Source organism: Kribbella sp. NPDC020701 (genome assembly GCF_055562215.1).
This window is the reverse complement of sequence record NZ_JBVHFT010000009.1, coordinates 306,421-328,425: the sequence shown is the minus strand read 5'-3', so window position 1 is coordinate 328,425 and position 22,005 is coordinate 306,421. Positions and strand designations below refer to the sequence as shown.

22 protein-coding genes are annotated in these 22,005 nt (G+C 69.2%); 18 read left to right on the top strand and 4 right to left on the bottom strand.

The window, feature by feature from the left end; all coding sequences use genetic code 11:
• Positions 1–33: 33 nt before the first annotated feature.
• The 4 genes from aroC (at position 34) to ACZ3HV_RS23315 (ending at position 4,013) form a co-directional block, all read left to right on the top strand.
• Entirely contained in the window at positions 34–1,239 is a 1,206-nt protein-coding gene (aroC, locus tag ACZ3HV_RS23330) for a chorismate synthase (protein WP_465687080.1), read from the top strand.
• Positions 1,236–1,745: a shikimate kinase gene (locus tag ACZ3HV_RS23325; protein WP_465687079.1), complete on the top strand. Its 510-nt coding sequence runs from the start codon at positions 1,236–1,238 to the stop codon at positions 1,743–1,745. Before aroC ends, ACZ3HV_RS23325 begins: the two co-directional genes overlap by 4 nt.
• A complete protein-coding gene (gene aroB, locus ACZ3HV_RS23320) occupies positions 1,742–2,842 on the top strand; it encodes a 3-dehydroquinate synthase (protein WP_465687078.1) in 1,101 nt (366 codons plus the stop codon). The genes ACZ3HV_RS23325 and aroB overlap by 4 nt, the downstream gene beginning before the upstream one ends.
• 88 nt (positions 2,843–2,930) lie before the next feature.
• Positions 2,931–4,013 (top strand): Gfo/Idh/MocA family protein, encoded by a 1,083-nt coding sequence (locus tag ACZ3HV_RS23315; RefSeq protein WP_465687077.1) that lies wholly within the window; start codon positions 2,931–2,933, stop codon positions 4,011–4,013.
• Here the strand turns inward: ACZ3HV_RS23315 and ACZ3HV_RS23310 are convergent.
• Positions 3,974–6,010 carry a HelD family protein gene (locus ACZ3HV_RS23310; protein ID WP_465687076.1) on the bottom strand — a complete coding sequence of 679 codons (2,037 nt, stop codon included), beginning with the start codon at positions 6,008–6,010 and terminating at the stop codon, positions 3,974–3,976. The two genes, ACZ3HV_RS23315 and ACZ3HV_RS23310, sit on opposite strands and share 40 nt — an antisense overlap.
• Before the next feature lie 55 nt (positions 6,011–6,065).
• Between ACZ3HV_RS23310 and ACZ3HV_RS23305 the strand changes: the two genes are divergently transcribed.
• The 3 genes from ACZ3HV_RS23305 (at position 6,066) to ACZ3HV_RS23295 (ending at position 7,857) form a co-directional block, all read left to right on the top strand.
• Positions 6,066–6,656 carry a TetR/AcrR family transcriptional regulator gene (locus ACZ3HV_RS23305; RefSeq protein ID WP_465687075.1) on the top strand — a complete coding sequence of 197 codons (591 nt, stop codon included), beginning with the start codon at positions 6,066–6,068 and terminating at the stop codon, positions 6,654–6,656.
• Positions 6,657–6,675: 19 nt separating this feature from the next.
• Positions 6,676–7,113 (top strand): type II 3-dehydroquinate dehydratase, encoded by a 438-nt coding sequence (aroQ, locus tag ACZ3HV_RS23300; protein WP_465687137.1) that lies wholly within the window; start codon positions 6,676–6,678, stop codon positions 7,111–7,113.
• 75 nt (positions 7,114–7,188) lie between these two features.
• A complete protein-coding gene (locus ACZ3HV_RS23295) occupies positions 7,189–7,857 on the top strand; it encodes a LuxR C-terminal-related transcriptional regulator (RefSeq protein ID WP_465687074.1) in 669 nt (222 codons plus the stop codon).
• Here the strand turns inward: ACZ3HV_RS23295 and ACZ3HV_RS23290 are convergent.
• The gene (locus tag ACZ3HV_RS23290; RefSeq protein WP_465687073.1) at positions 7,854–8,753 is read right to left on the bottom strand and encodes an EamA family transporter; all 900 of its coding nucleotides are present in this window, start codon (positions 8,751–8,753) and stop codon (positions 7,854–7,856) included. The genes ACZ3HV_RS23295 and ACZ3HV_RS23290 overlap by 4 nt on opposite strands.
• A 73-nt stretch (positions 8,754–8,826) precedes the next feature.
• On the opposite strand from ACZ3HV_RS23290, the gene ACZ3HV_RS23285 reads away from it, so the two are divergent.
• Positions 8,827–9,324 (top strand): MarR family winged helix-turn-helix transcriptional regulator, encoded by a 498-nt coding sequence (locus tag ACZ3HV_RS23285; protein WP_465687072.1) that lies wholly within the window; start codon positions 8,827–8,829, stop codon positions 9,322–9,324.
• A gap of 6 nt (positions 9,325–9,330) precedes the next feature.
• Complete coding sequence (gene fxlM, locus ACZ3HV_RS23280) at positions 9,331–10,527, top strand: methyltransferase, FxLD system (protein WP_465687071.1); 1,197 nt, start codon at positions 9,331–9,333, stop codon at positions 10,525–10,527.
• Here fxlM and ACZ3HV_RS23275 read toward each other — a convergent pair.
• Entirely contained in the window at positions 10,511–11,182 is a 672-nt protein-coding gene (locus ACZ3HV_RS23275) for a hypothetical protein (protein ID WP_465687070.1), read from the bottom strand. The two genes, fxlM and ACZ3HV_RS23275, sit on opposite strands and share 17 nt — an antisense overlap.
• A 133-nt stretch (positions 11,183–11,315) precedes the next feature.
• On the opposite strand from ACZ3HV_RS23275, the gene efp reads away from it, so the two are divergent.
• Entirely contained in the window at positions 11,316–11,879 is a 564-nt protein-coding gene (efp, locus tag ACZ3HV_RS23270; RefSeq protein WP_360375260.1) for an elongation factor P, read from the top strand.
• Between the two features lie 29 nt (positions 11,880–11,908).
• Positions 11,909–12,319: a transcription antitermination factor NusB gene (gene nusB, locus ACZ3HV_RS23265; RefSeq protein WP_360375262.1), complete on the top strand. Its 411-nt coding sequence runs from the start codon at positions 11,909–11,911 to the stop codon at positions 12,317–12,319.
• Between the two features lie 164 nt (positions 12,320–12,483).
• Here the strand turns inward: nusB and bldD are convergent, their stop codons facing one another.
• Complete coding sequence (gene bldD, locus ACZ3HV_RS23260) at positions 12,484–12,996, bottom strand: transcriptional regulator BldD (protein WP_026163359.1); 513 nt, start codon at positions 12,994–12,996, stop codon at positions 12,484–12,486.
• Positions 12,997–13,201: 205 nt separating this feature from the next.
• On the opposite strand from bldD, the gene pyrR reads away from it, so the two are divergent.
• Genes pyrR through ACZ3HV_RS23225 form a run of 7 tightly spaced genes read left to right on the top strand, consistent with a single transcriptional unit; the run spans position 13,202 to position 22,005 of the window.
• A complete protein-coding gene (pyrR, locus tag ACZ3HV_RS23255) occupies positions 13,202–13,807 on the top strand; it encodes a bifunctional pyr operon transcriptional regulator/uracil phosphoribosyltransferase PyrR (RefSeq protein WP_360375264.1) in 606 nt (201 codons plus the stop codon).
• Positions 13,807–14,748, top strand: coding sequence for an aspartate carbamoyltransferase catalytic subunit (locus tag ACZ3HV_RS23250; RefSeq protein ID WP_465687069.1), 942 nt, complete (start codon positions 13,807–13,809; stop codon positions 14,746–14,748). The genes pyrR and ACZ3HV_RS23250 overlap by 1 nt, the downstream gene beginning before the upstream one ends.
• Positions 14,745–16,037, top strand: a complete 1,293-nt coding sequence (locus ACZ3HV_RS23245; protein WP_465687068.1) for a dihydroorotase — start codon at positions 14,745–14,747, stop codon at positions 16,035–16,037. The genes ACZ3HV_RS23250 and ACZ3HV_RS23245 overlap by 4 nt, the downstream gene beginning before the upstream one ends.
• The gene (locus tag ACZ3HV_RS23240) at positions 16,034–16,528 is read left to right on the top strand and encodes a PH-like domain-containing protein (protein WP_465687067.1); all 495 of its coding nucleotides are present in this window, start codon (positions 16,034–16,036) and stop codon (positions 16,526–16,528) included. Before ACZ3HV_RS23245 ends, ACZ3HV_RS23240 begins: the two co-directional genes overlap by 4 nt.
• A complete protein-coding gene (carA, locus tag ACZ3HV_RS23235; RefSeq protein ID WP_465687066.1) occupies positions 16,525–17,667 on the top strand; it encodes a glutamine-hydrolyzing carbamoyl-phosphate synthase small subunit in 1,143 nt (380 codons plus the stop codon). Before ACZ3HV_RS23240 ends, carA begins: the two co-directional genes overlap by 4 nt.
• Complete coding sequence (gene carB, locus ACZ3HV_RS23230; RefSeq protein ID WP_465687065.1) at positions 17,667–20,969, top strand: carbamoyl-phosphate synthase large subunit; 3,303 nt, start codon at positions 17,667–17,669, stop codon at positions 20,967–20,969. Before carA ends, carB begins: the two co-directional genes overlap by 1 nt.
• Positions 20,962–22,005 (top strand): quinone-dependent dihydroorotate dehydrogenase, encoded by a 1,044-nt coding sequence (locus ACZ3HV_RS23225; protein WP_465687064.1) that lies wholly within the window; start codon positions 20,962–20,964, stop codon positions 22,003–22,005. Before carB ends, ACZ3HV_RS23225 begins: the two co-directional genes overlap by 8 nt.

Sequence of the window (22,005 nt, the reverse complement as noted above, 5' to 3'; positions counted from 1 at the left end):
TGGAGGGTGGGACGGGCGTGGGAGGATTGCGCCATGCTGCGCTGGCTCACCGCCGGCGAGTCGCACGGACAAGCGCTCGTCGCCGTACTCGAAGGTCTTCCCGCAGGCGTCCAGATCACCACGGATGACGTGGCCGACGCCTTGGCTCGTCGTCGGCTGGGGTACGGCCGCGGCGCCCGGATGAAGTTCGAACGGGACGAGGTGACGTTCCTCGGCGGGTTCCGGCACGGGCTGACGCTCGGCAGCCCGGTGGCGATCCAGGTCGGCAACACCGAATGGCCGAAGTGGGAGCAGGTGATGTCGGCCGATCCGGTCGACCCCGAGACCCTGGCGGAGCTGGCCCGCAACGCACCGCTGACCCGCCCGCGGCCGGGGCACGCGGACCTGGCCGGCATGCAGAAGTACGGCTTCGACGAGGCCCGCCCGGTGCTCGAGCGCGCAAGCGCCCGCGAGACCGCGGCCCGGGTCGCGCTCGGTGAGGTCGCGGCCCGCTTCCTCCGCCAGGCGTACGGCGTGACGATCGTCAGCCACGTGGTCGAGCTCGGCACGGTGAAGGCCCCGTACGGCGTGATCCCGGCGTACGACGATGTCGCGAAGCTGGACGCGGATCCGGTGCGGTGCCTGGACGCGGACGCGAGCAAGGCGATGGTCGCCGAGATCGACACCGCGCAGAAGGCCGGCGACACGCTCGGCGGCGTGGTCGAGGTGGTGGTCGACGGACTCCCGCCGGGCCTCGGCAGCTACGTGCACTGGGACCGCCGGCTCGACTCCAAGCTGGCCGGTGCGCTGATGGGCATCCAGGCGATCAAGGGCGTCGAGCTCGGCGACGGGTTCGAGCTGGCCCGCACGCCGGGGTCGCTGGCGCATGACGAGATCGTCGCCGAAGACGGCACCATCCGCCGGACCAGCGGCCGCTCGGGCGGCACCGAGGGCGGCATGAGCACCGGAGAGACGCTGCGGGTCCGGGCCGCGATGAAGCCGATCGCGACCGTGCCGCGTGCGTTGCGCACGATCGACACCACGACCGGCGAGGCGGCGTCCGCGCATCACCAGCGCTCCGACGTCTGCGCCGTACCGGCCGCGGGCATCGTCGCCGAGGCGATGGTCGCGCTGGTGCTGGCTGAGGTCTCGCTGGAGAAGTTCGGCGGCGACTCGGTGCCGGAGACCGCGCGCAACCACCAGTCGTACCTCGCCAACCTCCCGAAGACCATCACACCGCGGGAGTGGGCAGAGCAGTGAGTCCCCTCGTCGTTCTCGTCGGCCCGCCCGGTTCGGGCAAGTCGACCGTCGCCGCACTGCTGTCCGAGCGGCTGCACGCACGGCACCGCGACACCGACACCGATATTGAAACCGCCGCGGGCAAGCCGATCTCGGACATCTTCGTCGACTCGGGTGAGCCACACTTCCGCGCGCTGGAGCGGGCTGCGATCGTGGCCGCGCTCGCCGACTCCGGCGAGGTGCTGTCACTCGGCGGGGGCGCGATCCTCGACCCGGACACCCGTGCGGACCTGGCCGGTCACACCGTGGTCTTCCTCGACGTCAGCCTCGGCGAGGCGGCGAAGCGCGTCGGTCTCGGGGTCGCCCGGCCGCTGCTGCTGGGCAACGTCCGGACTCAGCTGCGCAACCTGATGGAGGCCCGGCGACCGCTGTACGCCGAGGTCGCCAAGCTGACGGTGGTCACCGACGGAAAGACGCCGGAGCAGATCACCGACGAGATCCTCGGCCAGCTGGGAGCCCGCGGATGAGTGACCAGCCGACCCGGATCCGGGTCGCCGCGGCCGCGCCGTACGACGTTGTCATCGGCAACAACCTGCTCGGTGAACTGCCGGGTCTGCTGGGCGACGGCGTCCAGCGGGTCGCCGTCATCCACCCGCGAGCGCTGCGAACGAGCGGCGACGCGATCCGCGATGACCTGACCGCGTCCGGGTACACCGCGCACGCGATCGAGATCCCGGATGCCGAGGAGGCCAAGACCGCGGAGGTGCTGGCGTACTGCTGGTCCGTCCTCGGTCAGGCTGGCTTCACGCGTTCCGATGCGATCGTGAGTATCGGTGGCGGTACGACGACCGACCTGGCCGGCTTCGTCGCGGCGACCTGGCTGCGGGGCGTGAAGGTCGTGCACATCCCGACAACGCTGCTCGGGATGGTCGACGCGGCCGTCGGCGGGAAGACCGGGATCAACACCGCCGAGGGGAAGAACCTGGTCGGCGCGTTCTGGGAGCCGGCCGGCGTGCTGTGCGACCTGGCTGCGCTGGAGTCCCTGCCGCGCAACGACTACGTGAGCGGTCTGGCTGAAGTGGTGAAGTGCGGGTTCATCGCGGATCCGGTGATCCTCGACCTGGTCGAGAAGGATCCGGCCGGCGCGAGCAGTCCGTCGTACGACGGGACCGAGGAGCTGATCGCGCGGTCCATCCAGGTGAAGGCCGACACGGTCGGGGCCGACCTGCGTGAGCGGACCACGAGCGTCGGCGGAGCGATCGGCCGCGAGGCGCTCAACTACGGGCACACGCTCGGCCACGCGATCGAGCGGCTCGAGCGGTACAAGTGGCGGCACGGTGCCGCGATCAGCATCGGCATGGTCTTCGTCGCCGAGCTGGCCCGCGCGGCCGGTCGCCTCGACGACGCGACCGCCGACCGGCATCGCGCTGTGCTGGAGTCGCTCGGCCTCCCGGTCAGCTACCGGGCCGACGCCTGGTCGCATCTGCAGGACGCGATGAAGCTCGACAAGAAGACCCGGGCGGACCGGCTGCGTTTCGTCATCCTCGACGCGCTGGCCAAGCCGACGATCCTCGAGGCTCCCGATCCGAGTCTGCTCGTGGCGGCGTACGCCGAGATCAGCTGACCGGATCCGGTCACATGCCGGGCACGGCCTTGTCTCTGGAGTGACACCGGCCAAGGATGGTGGGAATCCCTCGGAAAGGGCTTTCCATATGGCTGACCGGAAGTACCGGATCGCAATCGTCGGCACCGGCGGCATCGCCGCGTCGCATGCTCGCGCAGTGACCTCGCTGCCGGACCGGGCCGAGCTCGTCGCCGGCGTCGACGTCGACCTCGACCGGGCCAAGGCGTTCGCGGACCAGTGGGACATCCCCGCGGTGTACCCGAGCCTGACCGCACTCCTCGAGGCCGGCGACGTCGACCTCGTCCACCTCTGTACGCCGCCCAGCACGCACGTGCCGTTGGCGGCGGAGTGCCTGGCGGCCGACGTGAACGTCTTCCTGGAGAAGCCGCCGACGCTGTCGCTCGACGAGCTGGACACGTTGCTCGAGGCCGAGCGGAAGTCGGCGGCGCAGGTGGCGTGCGTGTTCCAGCACCGGTTCGGATCCGGTGCGGTGCGGCTGCGGCAACTGCTCGCGGACGGCGTCCTCGGCCGGCCGTTGGTTGCTCTGTGCAACACCGTGTGGTACCGGGACGACGCGTACTTCGCCGTACCGTGGCGCGGGACCTTCGAGGTCGAGGGTGGCGGGCCGACGATGGGGCACGGGATCCATCAGTACGACCTGCTGTTGTCGATCCTCGGTCCGTGGGAGAAGGTGACCGCGCTCGCCGCCCGCCAGGCGCGGCCGACGCAGACCGAGGATGTGTCGATGGCGATGGTCACCTTCGAGAACGGGGCGGTCGCGTCGATCGTCAACTCGCTGGTGTCGGCCCGGCAGACGTCCGAGCTGCGCTTCGACTGCGAGAACGCGACCGTCGAGCTCGAGCACCTGTACGGGTACCAGAACCCCGACTGGACCATCACGCCCGCGCCCGGGCACGAGGAGGTCGCCGACGCGTGGTCGACGGACCTTCCCGACGTCCAGAGCGGACATCCCGCGCAGCTGGCGGCGATCCTCGACGCCCTCGATGCCGGTACGCCGGCCCCGGTCACCCTCACCGAGTCCCGCAACACCATCGAGCTGGCCGCCGCCATCTACGCCTCCGCCTTCACCGGCAAACCCATCCACCGCGGCGACCTGACCCAAGGCTCGCCCTACGCCAAACGCATGGGCGGCCCAGGCGCACCCTGGTAATCCAGCTCCGGCGGGAGCTCGAGGTGATGCAGGACGTCCAGTCTCGACACCGCTCTGGTCAGGATGACGTAGAGGCGGTTCAGGCCGCGGGGTTCGGCGGTGACGATCTCGGCGGGTTCGACGGCGATCACGTGGTCGTACTCGAGGCCCTTGGCGAGGCTCGCGGGTACGACGGTGACCCGGCCGTCGCCGTCGGGCGGGACCGTTTCGATCCGCGCGGCCTTGAGTACGTCGGCGAGTGAAGCGATCTGGTGATCTGCGGCGATCACACCGATCGAGCCTTCCCGGGTGAGGGCTGCTTCGACGGCGGCGACGCAGGCGGTCGGCAGATCGTCGACTCGGCTGACCGCCAGGTGGCCGTCGGAGCGGAACGACGTGGTGGGTGGCACGGAGACCTTGAGTGGCGTGAGCAGTCGGTTGGCGATCTCCACGACCGCCGCCGGGACTCGATAGCCGATGGTCAGGGCGACGGTTGTTGCCGTCGGCTTCCCGAGGTGGGCTAGTTGCGTCGGCCACTCTGTTGCGGCCCAGGGCGTCGTCCCTTGGGCCAGGTCGCCGAGCACGGTGATCGAGCCGTGTTCGCTGCGGCGGGCGATCGCGCGGCATTGCATGGGGGAGAGGTCCTGCGCTTCGTCGACGATCACGTGGCCGTACGTCGGGCCGCGTTCGAGCAGGGCGCTCAGCTCGTCGAGCAGGACGACGTCGGCGGCGGTCCAGCGCGCACTCTTCGCCTTGCGAGGTCGCGGCCAGGCGATAGCTCGTTGCTCGTCTGACGTGAGGATGCCGTCTGCCGTGGTGGCGAGCAGATCGGGGTCGCTGAGCAGTTCGGCGAGGACCTCGTCGGCCTTGACGATCGGCCAGACCACCTCGACGTACGGCTTCGCCGCTCGGGCCATCCGGCGTTGCCAGGCGGCGTTGCAGTTCTGGCCGCGTGCTTCGGCTTGTCGTTGGAGTGCGGCGACGATCCGCGCGATCACTCGCTCGCGGCCGAGCAGGTACGCCGGCGTCTCCGCCCGGGCCTCGGTGACCATCTCCTCGAACTCGTGCTGGTTGACCCGCCACTTGTACGAGTCGTCCGCAGCGACCACAGCTTCGTTCGGCCGTTTCACCCTGGCGTAGACGGCGTTGCGCAGTACGTCGGCCATCCGTGGATCGTGTTTGACCGCAGCGGCTGTGGGTTCGTCGGTGCTGCGGATCGCGGTGTCCAGCAGCGCGTCGATCGTCGTCTGCTCCACGTCGACCTCGCCGAGGGTCGGCAGCACCGCGGAGATGTAATGCAGGAACGCTCGGTTCGGCCCAAGTACGAGTACGCCGGTCCGCTCGAGCCGCGACCGGTGCGCGTAGAGCAGGTAGGCGGCCCGGTGCAGGCCGACCGCCGTCTTGCCGGTCCCCGGTGCACCTTGCACGCACACCGACACGTCGAGGTCGGTGCGCACCAGCGCGTCCTGCTCCGGCTGGATGGTCGCGACGATGTCCCGCATCGGGCCGACGCGAGCCCGCTCGATCTCCCGCCGTACCAACTGACTCGCTCCGGCCAACTGGGTTGCGCCGGCCGGTGTACTGGTGGCCAGGTGCTCGTCCTCGAAGCTGGTCAGCGTCGTTGCCGACCAGCCGAAGCGCCGACGGGTGGCGATGCCGTGCGGTTCGGCCGCGGACGCCTGGTAGAAGGCGGTCGACACCGGCGCGCGCCAGTCGATCACCATCGGCGGCCGTCCGATCGCGTCCGAGATGTGCCGGCGGCCGAGGTAGTAGGTCTGGCGGCTGTTTTCACCAGCAGCGGCGCTGTAGGCGATCAGCCCGAAGAACGGTGGGTTGTCGCCCTCCTCGCCCAGGTCCCGCGCGATTGTCTTGAGGTAGAACCCGAGCCGCTCGGCCGTGTACCGATCGCCCCAGGTGTCCTCACCGACCACCACGTTCTCCCGCGCGCCCGCCACCATCCGCCGCAACGCTTCCCGGCACCTCTCGGCGTACTCGCGCTCTCCGTTCAGCTCCCGCATCGCGCTCCTCGAAAAGTTAACCCAGTCAATCTTCTGACTAAGTTAACATAGCGCCGTGACCGGACTCCGCGCCCGCAAGAAGCAGCAGACCCACGACGCCCTCTCCGAGGCGGCGATCACGCTCTTCCTCGAGCACGGCTTCGACGAGGTCTCGGTCACCGACATCGCCGCGGCCGCCAACGTCTCCAAGCCCACGCTCTTCAAGTACTTCCCGACCAAGCAGGACCTCGTCCTGCATCGCATCGCCGACCACCAGCACGAAGCCGCGCGCGTCGTCCAAGCCGCCGAAGGTTCCCCGATCGAGGCCCTCCGCGACCACTTCCTCGCCGGCCTCGACCGTCGCGACCCGGTCACCGGTCTCAACGACCATCCCGCCGTCCTCGCCTACAACAACCTCGTCTTCACCACCCCCGCCCTCGAAGGCCGGCTGACCCGGTTCGTCGCCGGCGACCAGCAGGCGCTCGCGGTTGCCCTCGGCCATGACCTCCGCGCCGAGATCACCGCGGCCTGCCTGATCTCCGTCCATCAGGTCCTCAGCCGCCGCAACTGGCAGGCGGTGAGCTCCGGGACCGCGGCCGACGTCTACCACCCAACGGCTCGGGCTGAGGCCATCACCGCTTACAACTCCCTGACCGCTGGGCTCTAGGGTGGGGTGGGTGACGGATGTGAGCAGGCGAGTGCTGGTGCTGAACGGGCCGAACTTGGGACGGTTGGGGTCGCGGGAGCCGGAGAAGTACGGGTCGACGACGTTCGCCGAGCTGGTCGGCGAGTGTGAGAAGGCGGGCGCCGAGCTCGGGCTCGAGGTCGACGTGCGGCAGACCGACGACGAGGCCGAGCTGGTCGGCTGGCTGCACGAGGCCGCCGACGGGAAGATCCCGGTGGTGCTGAACCCGGCCGCGTTCACCCACTACTCCTACTCACTGCGCGACGCGATCGCCCAGCGCACGGCTCCGCTGATCGAGATCCACCTGACCAACCCGGCCACCCGCGAGGAGTTCCGCCACACGAGCGTGGTCGCCGGTGTGGCCACGGGCACCATCGCCGGCTTCGGCGTGAACTCTTACCGCCTCGCCCTGCGAGCGCTCACCACTCTTGCGGAGTGAGCTCTCCGGATAACCAAAGTGCCCTTTCGGGCATCTATCCGGGTGAGACGCTGGTGAAACGGGGGAGTGACGAGTATGACGACGCAACACCGTATTCCGGTCTGGGTGCAGGCGCTTGACCCGCTGTCGCAGTTCGGGCTGGTGCATGCGCTCAGGCAGCGGCCGGAGGTCGCGCTGATCAATGATGCCGACCTGGCGGCGCTGCAGCAGAGCCCGGCCGACCAGCGCACCACCCCGCCAGTGGTCGCGTTGGTCGCCGTCGACTCGCTGGACGCCGGGGCCGTGCAGGTTCTCCGGGCGGCAACCCAGCGGGGATGTCGTCGGACGGTGCTGATCGGCAGCACGATCGACGACGACGCGCTGATGACCGCGGTCGAGCTGGGGGTGTCCGGCGTACTTCGGCGTTCCGAGGCGACGGCCGACCGCATCGTGCACCTGCTGCAGGCCGCCGCCGCGGGTGACGGCAGCCTGCCGCCGGATCTGCTGGGCCGGTTGCTCGGTCAGGTGTCGCGCATGCAGCGGCACGTGCCGGCACCGCGCGGGTTGTCCCACACCGGGCTGTCCGACCGTGAGACGCAAGTACTGCGGCTGGTGGCCGACGGCAAGGACACCGAGGAGATCGCCCGCGAGCTGTCCTACTCGGAGCGGACGGTGAAGAACGTCCTCCACGACGTGACCAGCCGCCTGCAACTGAAGAACCGCTCGCACGCCGTCGCCTACGCCCTCCGCGAAGGCCTGATCTAGGAGCCCACGGAGGCTAGGACGGGGGCCGGAGTGGCCGGCGTCTTCCTGGTTCGGCGTACCTGGGCGGTGATGAGGGCGGTGAGGACAATCAAGGCGCCGAGGGCTTGGGTGGGGGTTAGGCGCTGGTCCAGTACTAGCCAGCCGAGGGTAGTTGCCATGACCGGGCTCAGTAGGCCGAGGAAGGTGACGTCGGTGGGGGACAGGTCGCGCAGGCCGCGGAACCAGAGTGCATATGCGACCGCGGAGCCGATGATCGTCAGATAGGAGTAGCCGGCGAGGTTTTGCAGGGTGAACGCGGGTGGTGCTCCCTCGACCAGGAAGGCGACCGGGAGCAGCACCACGCCGCCGGCGACGAGTTGCCAGCCGGTAGTGGCGAGCAGGGGAGCGGGCGACGTCCACCGCTTGCTCAGTACGACGCCGAGAGCCATCACGACTGCTCCACCAAGCGCCGCGACCACGCCCCACGTGTCGAGGTGCGCGTTGGCTCGGAGGACCAGCAGGCCGACACCGCAGATGCCGGCGATCGCAGTGAGGACAGTCCGCAGCGACAGGCGTTCACGCAGCAGTCCGGTCGAGAGCAAGGCAACGAGGAGCGGCTGGATCGCGCCGACTGTCGCAGCCACGCCGCCCGGGAGCCGGTAGGCGCCGACGAAGAGCAGTGCGTTGAAGGCACCGATGTTGAGCGTGCCGAGGATCAGTGAGCGCCACCACCAGTCGCCGCGCGGCAGCGTGCGGGTGATCGCGACCAGCAGCAGCCCGGCCGGCAGTGCCCGAAGCAGGGCGGCGAGCAGCGGACGGTGCGGCGGAAGGAGCTCGGTGGTGACCAGGTACGTCGTGCCCCAGAGCAGCGGCGTGATCGCCGTGGTCAGGAGAAGAGCGAGTCGATTGCTTAGCACTAAGACAAAGTATCTCAGCGCTAAGCAAGTTTCAATCCCTCACCGCTAAGCAATCCGGTACTAGGCTGGGAGGATGGCAGATCACGTCGACCTGGTGCTCGACCAGTGGAGCGAGCAGCGGCCTGACCTCGACGCGTCGCCGATGGGCGTCATCGGCCGGCTGAGCCGGCTCAGCCAACTGTTCGACGGCGAGCTGCGGCGGAACTTCGCCCGGCACGACCTCGACCGGGCGTCCTTCGACGTACTGGCGACCCTGCGCCGCAGCAACTCCGAGCACAGCCTGACGCCGGCCGGTCTGATGCACTCGTCGATGGTGACGTCCGGAGCGATCAGTCAACGGCTTGATCGGTTGGAGGCGCGCGGCCTGGTCACCCGGGCGCCCAGCGAGACCGATGGGCGCGGGGTCCGGGTGACTCTGACCGCCGAGGGGCTGCGGCTGATCGACGCAGTACTCCCGACCCATGTCGATACCGAACATCAACTGCTCGCCGGTTTGCCGGCGGACGAGCAGAAGCAGCTCGCCGGACTGCTGCGGACCTTGCTGGAGTCCCTCGGCGACAAGCGGGACTGAGTCGCCATGGCAGTCCTCCGCAACGACTCGGCGCAGGCGGAGTCGCTGCGGACGGCCCTCGCCCGGCAATTGGTTGCTGAAGGCACCATTCGGGACGAGCGGGTGGCGGCCGCCTTCCGGGCGGTGCCGCGGCATCTGTTCGTCCCGCACGCACCACTCGAGATCGCGTACGCCGACGACGTCGTGCTGATGAAGCGGAACAAAGCAGGCGTGGTGATCAGCTCGGTCTCACAGCCGAGCATCGTCGCGCTGATGATCGAGCAGGCCGGGATCCGGCCTGGTGATCGCGTGCTGGAGATCGGGTCCGGTGGCTACAACGCGGCGCTGCTCCGGGAGCTGGCCGGACCAGGCGGATCCGTGACCACGGTCGACATCGACCCGGAGGTGACCGAGCGAGCGCGGGCGTTGCTGGACCTGGCCGGGTACGACGATGTCGGGGTCGTGCGTGCGGACGGCGAGTACGGCGTACCCGATGAGGCGCCGTACGACCGGATCGTGGTGACTGTGACGGCGTGGGACATCGCCACGGCCTGGATCGACCAGCTGCGGCCCGGCGGGCGGATCGTCGTACCGCTGCGGGTGCGGGGACAGACGCGTTCGATCGCGTTCGACCGGGTGGACGGCCATCTGGAGAGCCGGTCGACGACGCTGTGCGGGTTCGTCTCCATGCAGGGCGCCGGCGCGAACTACGAACGGCTGGTCCCGATCGCGGGAGACCGGCTGGGTCTCTGCTTCGACGAGGACCAGGAGATCGAGGCGCATCCGTGCGACGGCGTACTGGCGCAGCCGCCGGAGCAGGTGTGGTCAGGTGTCGTGGTGGACCGCGAGGAGCCACTGCTCGATCTGAACCTCTGGCTCGCGACCACACTGCCCGGGTACTGCGTTCTGTCCGGTGAGCTACCTGGTGTCGCCGCGCCACGCGCGGGAGCGGCGGCGGTGGCGACCGGCGACAGCGTGGCCTACTTGTGCTGCCGTCCCCTCCGGCATGGTCCGGAGTCGTTCGTGGAGCTCGGGTTCACCGGCTATGGCCCGGATGCGCGTGACCTGATCGACCGGATGATCGATCAGCTGCGGATCTGGGACGTGCACCACCGGCGTGGTCCGGGGCCGGCGTTCCAGGTGCATGTGGTCGGCGACGAGCCTCCGCCGGGCTTTCGGATCCCTCGGCGGAACACTCACATCACCGTCAGCTGGACAGGGTGACGCCGGGGCGCGGTGGGTTGCGGACCGTCTGCCAGAGCTCGTCGATGTCGGAGCGGTCGTCGGGCTCGGGGGTGTCGACCCAACCGCTGGCCCAGACCTCCTCGTCGCGGTCCAGGTCGAAGATCGACTCGGCGAACGCGGCCGAGCCGACGTACCGCGACTCCTCCTCCGGTTCGGCATCCCCACCTGATGACGAGCGGGCGGTGCCGGCCGGGGTGACCAGGGCACGGGCGTACTTCTGGGCCTCGAGGATGCCCAGGTCCTGCTCGTCGCACAACAGCCGGATCGCACCGACCTCGCTGCCGTTGCTCATCAACTGCCGCACCCGGGTGTCGAGATCCTGCCTCGGCGCGGGAAGGTTGTTCTGCGGCGGGCGGTGCGCGGGCGGCTGATTCGAGGGCAGCCAGGTCGCCGGCGGCTGGTACTGCTGGATCGGTGCCTGCGCGACCGGAGCGGGCTGCCCGGGGTGCTGCGGCTGAGTGAACTGACCCTGGAACCGGACCGGCTGGTTGCCGCCCTGCTGGGCCTGGATCCGCTCGAGCAGCTTCTGTACGCGCGGGCTCGGCGTACCGCTGGGCTTCGCCGACTGCTGCTTGGCTTTGTTGATCAGGCCCACGACGATCATCACCACGACGAAGATCACGAACCCCGTCATCGCTGCCTCCCGGCGCCGCCTTGTCGGTCTGGACTGCCAGCCTACGGCCCACCGGGGCCGCGGAATCGGAGGAAACCGGTGTGAACGCTACAATCCGGTGTTACCGCTGATCGAATTCGAAGGGCATACCCGCGTGGCATCGACGAACGACCTCAAGAACGGCATGGTGCTCGACCTGGAAGGGCAGCTGTGGTCCGTCGTGTGGTTCCAGCACCACAAGCCGGGCAAGGGCGGCGCCATCGTCCGGACGAAGCTGAAGAACGTGCTGTCCGGCAAGGTGGTCGACAAGACCTTCAACGCCGACGTCAAGGTCGATGTGGCCACGGTCGACAAGCGTGACATGACGTACCTGTACAACGACGGCTCGGCGTACGTGTTCATGGACAAGAGCACCTACGACCAGCTGCTGCTGCAGCCCGAGGTGGTCGGCGACGCCGTCCACTTCCTGCTGGAGAACCAGGACGCCATCGTGGCCGTGCACGACGACCTCCCGCTGTACGTCGAGCTCCCGGCCTCGGTCGAGCTCCAGGTCGAGTACACCGAGCCCGGCCTGCAGGGCGACCGGTCCACCGGCGGCACCAAGCCGGCCAAGCTGGAGACCGGCTACACCATTCAGGTCCCGCTGTTCCTGACCACTGGCGAGAAGGTCAAGGTCGACACCCGCACCGGGGACTACCTCGGCCGCGTCACCTCCTGACGACCCGGCGAGAGAGCTGACAACAGAACATGTCTGCCCGTAGCAAGGCCCGCAAGCGCGCACTGGACGTGCTGTTCGAGTCCGAGGTCAGGGGACTGCCGGTCGGCGGCACCCTGGCCGACCGCGTGGCCGACAACGATCCGCCGGTGAACGAGTTCACCGTGGCGCTGGTCGAGGGCGTCGCGAAGCACAGCGAGGTGATCGACGACCTGCTGGAGACCCACTCGGTGGGCTGGTCGCTGGACCGGATGCCCGCGGTCGACCGGAACATCCTGCGGATCGGGACCTACGAGCTGCTGTTCGACGACCAGGTGCCGGACGTGGTCGCGGTGAGCGAGGCGGTGGCGCTGGCGCGCGATCTGTCCACCGACGAGTCGCCGGCGTTCGTCAACGGCCTGCTGGCCAGACTGCTGCAGCTGAAGCCCACGCTGGGCGTCTGAGGGACGAGGGGGGCGAGCCCTCCGGGAAACAGGGCCCGGTGACCGTCTCGGTACGGTCCCGGGCCGGCTCTACGTCCCCGTAGTGTGCCGTTGTTCTGGGAGGCGGGCGGCCGTGGGCCAGCTGCTACGAGCCCCGACCGTCTCTGCTGCCTCCTCCGGAGCCGTTAGGCGCCGGCTGCCTCGGACTCCTCGACGTCACCCTTCGCCTCTGGGTTCAGCACACCCCAGGAGATGAAGCGCTCGGTCAGAGTCGTCGGCGACTCGTCGTAGATCACGGCGAGCGTGCGCATGTCGTCCTGACGGATCGACAGCACCTTGCCGTTGTAGTCCCCACGCTGAGCTTGGATCGTGGCCGCGTACCGCGTCAGCGGACCGGCCTCGCTCGCGTCGAGGTGTTGCAGAGCCTCCAGGTCGAGGATCAACCGGGGCGGAGCAGCGGCCGCAGCCGCCGCGCTGGCCGAGCCAGGAAGCAGTTCACGGATGGGCACGCCGTAGAAATCGGCGAGCTCCGCGAGCTTCTGGACCGTGACGGCTCGATCGCCGCGCTCGTACGAGCCGACGACGACCGCCTTCCAGCGACCCTTGGACTTCTCTTCCACGCCATGCAGCGACAGCCCTTGCTGCTGGCGGATGGCACGTAACTTGCCACCCAGTGTCTTCGCGTATTCGCTAGGCACGCTGGTTCTTCCCTCCGACTAGTTTCGTCATGTCCGGCCCGCCGGAACGGGCCGGTAGGTGAAACCCCCCTCGATTACACAGAGTAACAATATTCCGGGTGCGAGGCCAGCGTCAAGACGGCGTGTCACATCCGATACCATGTCAACCGGTCCGAACGTCCTTTAAAGACCCGTCCAGAGAGGCGGGAAAGGAGGAACGGTAGCGATGAGCCCTGCCCAGAGCGCAGAGACTCCAGACGTCGCGCAGCCGCTGACACCAGCGCCGCGCACGGTTCTGGACGCTTCCGACATTTCCCGGGCATTGACCCGGATCGCCCACGAGATCCTCGAGCGCAACCGCGGCGCAGACCCGGTCGTCCTGCTCGGCATCCCCACCCGAGGCGTCGGTCTGGCCGCACGCATCTCCGCCCGGATCGCGGCGGTTGAGGGGCAGAGCGTGCCGACAGGGTCACTCGATGTGACCATGTACCGCGACGACATCGGTCTCAAACCGCCGCGTGGCCTGGAACACACCGACATCCCGCCCGGCGGCATCGACGGCAAGGTCGTCGTCCTGGTCGACGACGTCCTGTTCTCCGGCCGCACGATCCGCGCCGCCCTCGACGCGATCGGCGACATCGGCCGGCCGCGCGCCGTCCAGCTCGCGGTCCTGGTCGACCGCGGCCACCGCGAGCTGCCCATCCGCGCCGACTACGTGGGCAAGAACCTGCCCACCTCGCTGGTCGAGCGCGTCACCGTCCACCTGACGGAGTACGACGGGACCGACGCGGTCCTGATCGCCGACAAGACCACCCCGGGGGTGAAGGCGTGATGAGGCACCTGTTGAGCGCGGGGGATCTGAGCCGGGACGAGGCGAACCTGATCCTGGACACCGCCGAGGAGATGCGGTCGCTGGCCGACCGGCCGATCAAGAAACTGCCCGCGCTGCGCGGGCGCACGGTGGTGAACCTGTTCTTCGAGGACTCCACCCGGACGCGGATCTCGTTCGAGGCGGCTGCCAAGCGGTTGTCCGCGGACGTGATCAACTTCTCGGCCAAGGGGTCGAGCGTGAGCAAGGGCGAGAGCCTGAAGGACACCGCGCTGACCTTGCAGGCGATGGGCGCCGACGGCGTGGTCTGCCGGCACGGATCGTCCGGGGCTCCGCACCTGCTGGCGACCTCGGGCTGGATGACCGGCTCGGTGGTGAACGCGGGCGACGGCACCCACGAACACCCGACCCAGGCGCTGCTCGACGCCTTCACGATGCGGCGGCACCTGGGCTCGCTGGAGGGCCGCCGGATCACGATCGTCGGCGACGTCCTGCACTCCCGGGTCGCCCGGTCCAACGTGCTGCTGCTGGCGACGCTCGGCGCCGACGTGACCGTGGTCGCGCCGCCGACGCTGCTGCCGGTCGACATGACGAGCTGGCCGTGCGCGACGTCGTACGACCTGGACGGCGCGCTGGCCAAGAGTGACGCGGTGATGATGCTGCGGGTGCAGCGGGAGCGGATGAACGACGCGTTCTTCCCGAGCGCCCGTGAGTACACCCGCCGCTACGGGCTCGACGTGCACCGAATGGCGCAGCTGCCGGACGAGGCGATCGTGCTGCACCCCGGCCCGATGAACCGCGGGATGGAGATCAGCGCCGACGTCGCCGACTCGACCCGCTCGGTCATCGTCGAGCAAGTCACCAACGGGGTCGCCATCCGGATGGCGGTCCTTTACCTGCTGCTGTCGGGCAGCAACGAATCCACAGAGGAGCAGACCGCATGACCGCGTACCTGATCACCGGATCGAGCATCATCGGCTGTGAGGTGGCGGATCTGCTGATCGACAACGGCGAGATCGTTGCTGTCGGCACCAACCTCGAGGCGCCGGCCGATGCCGAGATCATCGACGCGCAAGGGCTGATCGCGCTGCCGGGCCTGGTCGATCTGCACACGCACCTGCGGGAGCCTGGCCGGGAGGACGCCGAGACGGTACTCACGGGCACCCGGGCGGCGGCGATGGGCGGGTTCACCGCGGTGTTCGCGATGGCCAACACCGATCCGGTCGCCGACACCGCGGGCGTCGTCGAGCAGGTCTGGCGCCTCGGCCGCGAAGCCGGGTACGCCGATGTCTACCCGATCGGCGCGGTCACGGTCGGCCGGAAGGGGACCCAGCTCGCCGAGCTGGGCGCAATGGCGGACTCGGCCGCGCGTGTCCGAGTGTTCTCCGACGACGGCGACTGCGTCTGGGACGCCGCCCTGATGCGCCGGGCGCTCGAGTACGTGAAGGCGTTCGGCGGCACGATCGCCCAGCACGCGCAGGAGCCGCGGCTGACCCAGGGCGCGCAGATGAACGAGGGTGCGCTCTCCGGCGTTCTCGGCCTGACCGGCTGGCCGAGTGTCGCCGAGGAGGCGATCATCGCCCGCGACATCCTGCTGAACGCGCACGTCGGCTCGAAGCTGCACATCTGCCACCTGTCCACCAAGGGCTCGGTGGAGATCGTCCGGGCGGCGAAGCGGCGCGGGCTCGAGGTGACCGCCGAGGTCACCCCGCACCACCTGCTGCTGACCGAGGACCTGGCCGCCTCCTACAACCCGGTCTTCAAGGTGAACCCGCCGCTGCGGACCAAGGAGGACGTCGAGGCCGTCCGCGAGGGTCTGGCCGACGGGACGATCGACATCGTCGCCACCGACCACGCGCCGCACCCGGTCGAGGACAAGGACTGTGAGTGGAGCGCGGCCGCCTTCGGGATGACCGGCCTGGAGACCGCGCTCAGTGTGGTTCAGCACGCGATGGTCGACACGAAGCTGATGACCTGGGCCGACGTGGCCGAGAAGCTCAGCTACCGGCCGGCCGCGATCGGGCAGATCAGCGATCACGGCCGCCCGCTGGAAGCCGGTGCGCAGGCCAACCTGGTGCTCGTGGATCCGTCGGTGGAGAAGGCGGTCGAGCCACGGGAGTCGGCGTCGCTGTCGCGGAACACTCCGTTCGACGGGATGACGCTGCCGGGCAAGGTCATCGCGACGTTCCTGCGCGGTACGCCGACCGTCCTGGACGGAAAGCTGGCCCGGTGAAGGCCTTCCTGGGCATTCTGGGCACGTTGCTGATCCTGGCGGTCGCCTACTACGGCATGCTCCGGGGCTGGCGGAACCGCAAGGCCCGGCAGGCCGATCTGCCACCCCTTCCGGAGGTGCCTGCTGATGACAAGACGAAGGGTGTCGAGGGTGTCTACGTGGCGACCACGACGGCCGGCGACTGGATGGACCGGGTCGCGGTGCACGAACTTGGCGTCCGCAGTACCGCGGACCTGGCCGTCAGTGAGGCCGGCCTGATCTTCCACCGCCAGGGCGCGGCGGACGTGTTCATCCCCGTGGACCACCTGACCGGGGTCCGGACCGACCGTGGCATCGCCGGCAAGGTGACGGCGGAGAAGTCCGGCCTCGTGGTGGTCACGTGGAACCACGACGGCCACGAGCTGGACACCGGCTTCCGGCCCCGCCGCAAGGCCGACACCGCCACCCTGACCGAATCCATCGCGACTCTGATCGGAGCCGAGCAAAGATGAGCCAGCCCGCATTGCTGGTCCTGGAGGACGGCCGGTCGTTCGCCGGTACGTCGTACGGGGCGACCGGGGAGACGTTCGGCGAGGCGGTGTTCACCACCGGGATGACCGGCTACCAGGAGACGCTGACCGACCCGTCGTACCACCGGCAGATCGTCACCCAGACCGCGCCGCACATCGGCAACACCGGGGTGAACGACGAGGACGACGAGTCACAGAAGATCTGGGTCGCGGGGTACGTCGTCCGCGACCCGGCCCGGGTGCCGTCGAACTGGCGGGCCACCCGCACGCTCGACGACCAGCTGAAGGGCCAGGGGATCGTCGGGATCTCCGGGATCGACACCCGGGCGCTGACCCGGCACCTGCGTGAGCGCGGTGCGATGCGGGCCGGGATCTCGACCGAGGTCCTCGACCCACAAGCCCTGCTGGACAAGGTGTTGCAGCAGCCGCCGATGGCCGGTGCCGACCTCGCCGACGAGGTCACGACGGCCGAGACGTACGTGGTCCCGGCCGAGGGCGAGAAGCGGTTCACCGTGGTGGCGCTCGACCTCGGGATCAAGTCGATGACGCCGAAGCGGATGGCCGAGCGTGGCATCGAGGTGCACGTGCTGCCGGCCACCGCGTCGCTGGACGACGTACTCGCGGTGAACCCGGACGGCATCTTCATGAGCAACGGCCCGGGCGACCCGGAGACCACCGAGCACCCGACCACGCTGCTCAAGGAGCTGCTGCAGCGAGGCAAGCCGTACTTCGGGATCTGCTTCGGCAACCAGGTGTTCGGGCGGGCGCTCGGGCTGGGCACGTTCAAGCTCAAGTACGGACACCGGGGGATCAACCAGCCGGTGCTCGACCGGGCCACCGGCAAGGTGGAGATCACCGCGCAGAACCACGGATTCGCTGTGGATGCGCCGCTGGATGGCCCTGTCGAGACTCCCTACGGCACGGCTGAGGTGTCGCATGTGTCGTTGAACGACAACGTGGTCGAGGGTCTGCGGCTGACGGGCAAGGACGGTCGGGTGCTGGCGTTCTCCGTGCAGTACCACCCGGAGGCGGCGGCCGGTCCACATGACTCGGCCTACCTCTTCGATCGCTTCGTCGAACTGATGACTGTCCATTCTGAGCAAATGGAAGGGCGGGCCTGATGCCGCGGCGTACAGACATCGAGTCGGTCCTCGTGATCGGCTCCGGTCCGATCGTGATCGGTCAGGCCTGCGAGTTCGACTACTCCGGCACCCAGGCATGCCGGGTGCTGCGCGAAGAGGGCTTCCGGGTCGTCCTGGTGAACTCCAACCCGGCGACGATCATGACGGACCCGGAGTTCGCCGACGCGACCTACGTCGAGCCGATCACCCCGGAGTACGTCGAGAAGGTGATCGAGAAGGAGCGCCCGAACGCGCTGCTCGCGACCCTCGGCGGCCAGACCGCGCTGAACGCGGCGATCGCCCTGCACGACAACGGCGTACTCGAGAAGTACGGCGTGGAGCTGATCGGCGCGTCCGTCGACGCGATCCAGCGTGGTGAGAACCGCGAGTCGTTCAAGCACATCGTCGAGAAGCTCGGGGCGGAGGTCGCGCGGTCGCAGATCTGCCACACGATCGACGACGTCCTCGGCGCGGCCGGCCAGCTGGGCTACCCGCTGGTGGTGCGGCCGTCGTTCACGATGGGCGGCGTCGGCTCCGGCATGGCGTACGACGAAGCCGACCTGCGCCGGATCGCCGGCGCCGGCCTGCACGCCAGCCCGACCACCGAGGTGCTGATCGAGGAGTCGATCCTGGGCTGGAAGGAGTACGAGCTGGAGGTGATGCGCGACAAGGCCGACAACGTCGTGATCATCTGCTCGATCGAGAACGTCGACCCGATGGGTGTGCACACCGGCGACTCGGTCACGGTCGCGCCGGCGATGACCCTGACCGACCGCGAGTACCAGGTGATGCGGGACCTGGCCATCGGCATCATCCGCGAGGTCGGCGTCGACACCGGCGGCTGCAACATCCAGTTCGCGGTGAACCCGGCCGACGGCCGGCTGATCGTGATCGAGATGAACCCGCGGGTGTCGCGGTCGTCCGCGCTGGCGTCGAAGGCGACCGGCTTCCCGATCGCGAAGATCGCGGCCAAGGTCGCGATCGGCTACACGCTGGACGAGATCCCGAACGACATCACCCGGCAGACGCCGGCCAGCTTCGAGCCGGTGCTGGACTACGTGGTGGTGAAGGTGCCGCGGTTCGCGTTCGAGAAGTTCCCGGCCGCGGACGCCACGCTGACCACGCACATGAAGAGCGTCGGCGAGGCGATGGCGATCGGCCGCAACTACACCGAGGCGCTGCAGAAGGCGCTGCGCTCGCTGGAGAAGCCGGAGGCCCGGTTCTCCTGGGCCGGCTCGCCCGCGACCGACCTCGAACCGTTGCTGGAGGCAATCAAAACCCCGCACGACGGCCGGCTGCGGACCGTCATGGACGCGATCCGGGCCGGTGCGACGCCGGAGCAGATCTTCGACAACACTCGCATTGATCCGTGGTTCGTCGATCAGCTCTACCTCATCCATGAGACCGCGCTGCAGGTCGCGGCCGCGCCACGGCTCACGCCCGAGGTGATCAAGCTGGCCAAGCGCCACGGGTTCTCGGACCTGCAGCTGGCCGAGATCCGCGGGCTGACCGAGGACGTCGTTCGTGGCGTCCGCCAGGCCCTCGGGATCCGGCCGGTCTTCAAGACGGTCGACACCTGTGCGGCCGAGTTCAAGGCCGAGACGCCGTACCACTACTCGTCGTACGACGAGGAGACCGAGGTCGCACCGCGGGATACCCCGGCCGTGCTGATCCTCGGGTCCGGGCCGAACCGGATCGGGCAGGGGATCGAGTTCGACTACTCCTGTGTGCACGCGTCGATGGCGCTGCGCGAGGCCGGCTACTGCACGGTGATGGTGAACTGCAACCCGGAGACGGTCTCGACCGACTACGACACCTCCGACCGGCTGTACTTCGAGCCGCTCACCTGCGAGGACGTGCTCGAGATCGTGTACGCCGAGATGCAGGCCGGCCCCGTCGCCGGTGTGATCGTGCAGCTCGGTGGCCAGACCCCACTCGGGCTGGCGCAGCGGCTCGCGGACGCCGGCGTACCGATCGTCGGGACGTCGCCGGCCGCCATCCACCTGGCGGAGGAGCGGGGTGCGTTCGGCAAGGTGCTCGCGGACGCGGCACTGCCGGCGCCGAAGCACGGTACGGCGCTGTCGGCCGACGAGGCGCACGTGATCGCCGAGGAGATCGGGTTCCCGGTGCTGGTGCGGCCGTCGTACGTGCTCGGCGGGCGCGGGATGGAGATCGTCTACAGCACGGCCGAGCTGAGTGCCGCGCTGGAGCGGCTCGGTGGTGGTGAGGCGTTCGAGCATCCGGTGCTGATCGACCGGTTCCTCGACGACGCGGTCGAGATCGACGTGGACGGATTGTTCGACGGCGACGAGTTGTTCCTCGGCGGCGTGATGGAGCACATCGAGGAGGCCGGGGTGCACTCGGGCGATTCGTCGTGCGCGCTGCCGCCGATCACGCTCGGGAACGCCGACATCGAGAAGATCCGGAAGTCGACCGAGGCGATCGCGCGCGGAGTCGGCGTCCGGGGTCTGCTGAACGTGCAGTACGCGCTGGCCGGGGACGTGCTCTACGTGCTGGAGGCGAACCCGCGGGCCTCGCGGACGGTGCCGTTCGTGTCGAAGGCGACCGGCACCCCGCTGGCCAAGGCGGCGGCCCGCGTGATGCTCGGGGCGACGGTCGCCGAGCTGCGGGCCGAGGGCATGCTGCCGGCCGAGGGCGATGGCGGCACGCTGCCGACCTCGACGCCGATCGCGGTGAAGGAAGCCGTGATGCCGTTCAACCGGTTCCGGACCATCGACGGTGCGTCGGTCGACACCGTGCTCGGGCCGGAGATGCGGTCCACCGGCGAGGTGATGGGCATCGACGACACCTTCGGTACGGCGTTCGCCAAGTCGCAGGCGGGGGCCTCGCAGCCGCTGCCGGGTACGGGCAAGGTGTTCGTGTCGGTCGCCAACCGGGACAAGCGGCACATGATCTTCCCGGTCAAGCGGCTGGCCGACCTCGGCTTCCAGATCTACGCGACCGAAGGGACGGCGGACGTCCTGCGGCGCAATGGGGTCGAGGCGGTCACGGTCCGCAAGAGCAGCCAAGGCCCCGGCCCGAACGGTGAGCCGACGATCGTCCAGATGGTCCAGGACGGCGAGCTGAACCTGATCGTCAACACGCCGATCGGCATCACGAAGGGCGGTTCGCCGCGGCTGGACGGGTACGAGATCCGGAGCGCGGCGGTGGCGCGCAACATCCCCTGCATCACCACGGTGCAAGGGCTCGCGGCCGCCGTACAGGGGATCGAGGCGCAGCAGGCCGGGGACATCGGCGTACGGTCGCTGCAGGACTGGGTGCCGAGGATCCGCGGTGTATAGGCGGGTTGTGCGGCCGGTCCTGTACCGGCTGGGCAAGGGCGATGCGGAGGTCGCGCACGAGCAGACGCTCGCGGGCCTCCGCCTCCTCGGCCGCGTTCCGGGTGCCGCAGCGGCCGGCGCCCGCCTGTTCGGATCCGCCCTGCCCCGCACGGTCTTCGGTCTCCGGTTCCCCTCGCCGGTGGGTCTGGCGGCCGGGATGGACAAGAACGGGATCGCCTTGCGGTCCTGGCGGGCCGTGGGCTTCGGGTTCGTCGAGGTCGGCACGGTGACCGCGCATCCCCAGCCCGGGAACGAGAAACCGCGGTTGTTCCGGCTCGTGGAGCACGAGGCAGTGATCAACCGGATGGGGTTCAACAACCTCGGCTCCTCGGCGTTGGCCGAGCGGTTGGCGGCGTACGGGCCGTTGGGATATCCGCTGGGGATCTCGATCGGGAAGTCGAAGGTGACGCCGCTCGACGAGGCGGTCGAGGACTATGTGACCTCGCTACGGCGGCTCTATCGGTACGGCGACTACTTCGCGGTGAATGTGTCGTCGCCGAACACGCCAGGGTTGCGGGAGTTGCAGGACGCCGGGCACCTGCGGGAGTTGCTGACCGCGTTGCGCGACGAGGCGTTGTCGTTGAGCGCCGGTGGGCTGAGCGGGAAGCCGATCCTGGTGAAGATCGCGCCGGACCTCACCACCTCGGCGATCGACGAGCTGTTGCAGGTCTGCACCGACGTCGGCGTCGCGGGGATCATCGCGACCAACACGACCATCGGCCGGCCGGGCGTCTCGGAGCATCCGCTGGCTTCGCAGGCCGGCGGGTTGTCGGGGCGGCCGCTGGCCGAGATCGCGGCCAAGACGGTCGCACACATCCATGCGGAGACGCAGGGCGCACTGCCGATCATCGGGGTCGGCGGCATCCTCGAACCCTCCGACGCCACCCGGCTGTTCGATGCCGGCGCGAGTCTTGTCCAGGTGTACACCGGGCTGATCTACCGCGGGCCTGGCCTCATCCGCCGCATCAACCGAGGATTGACAACCCATGGAGACTGA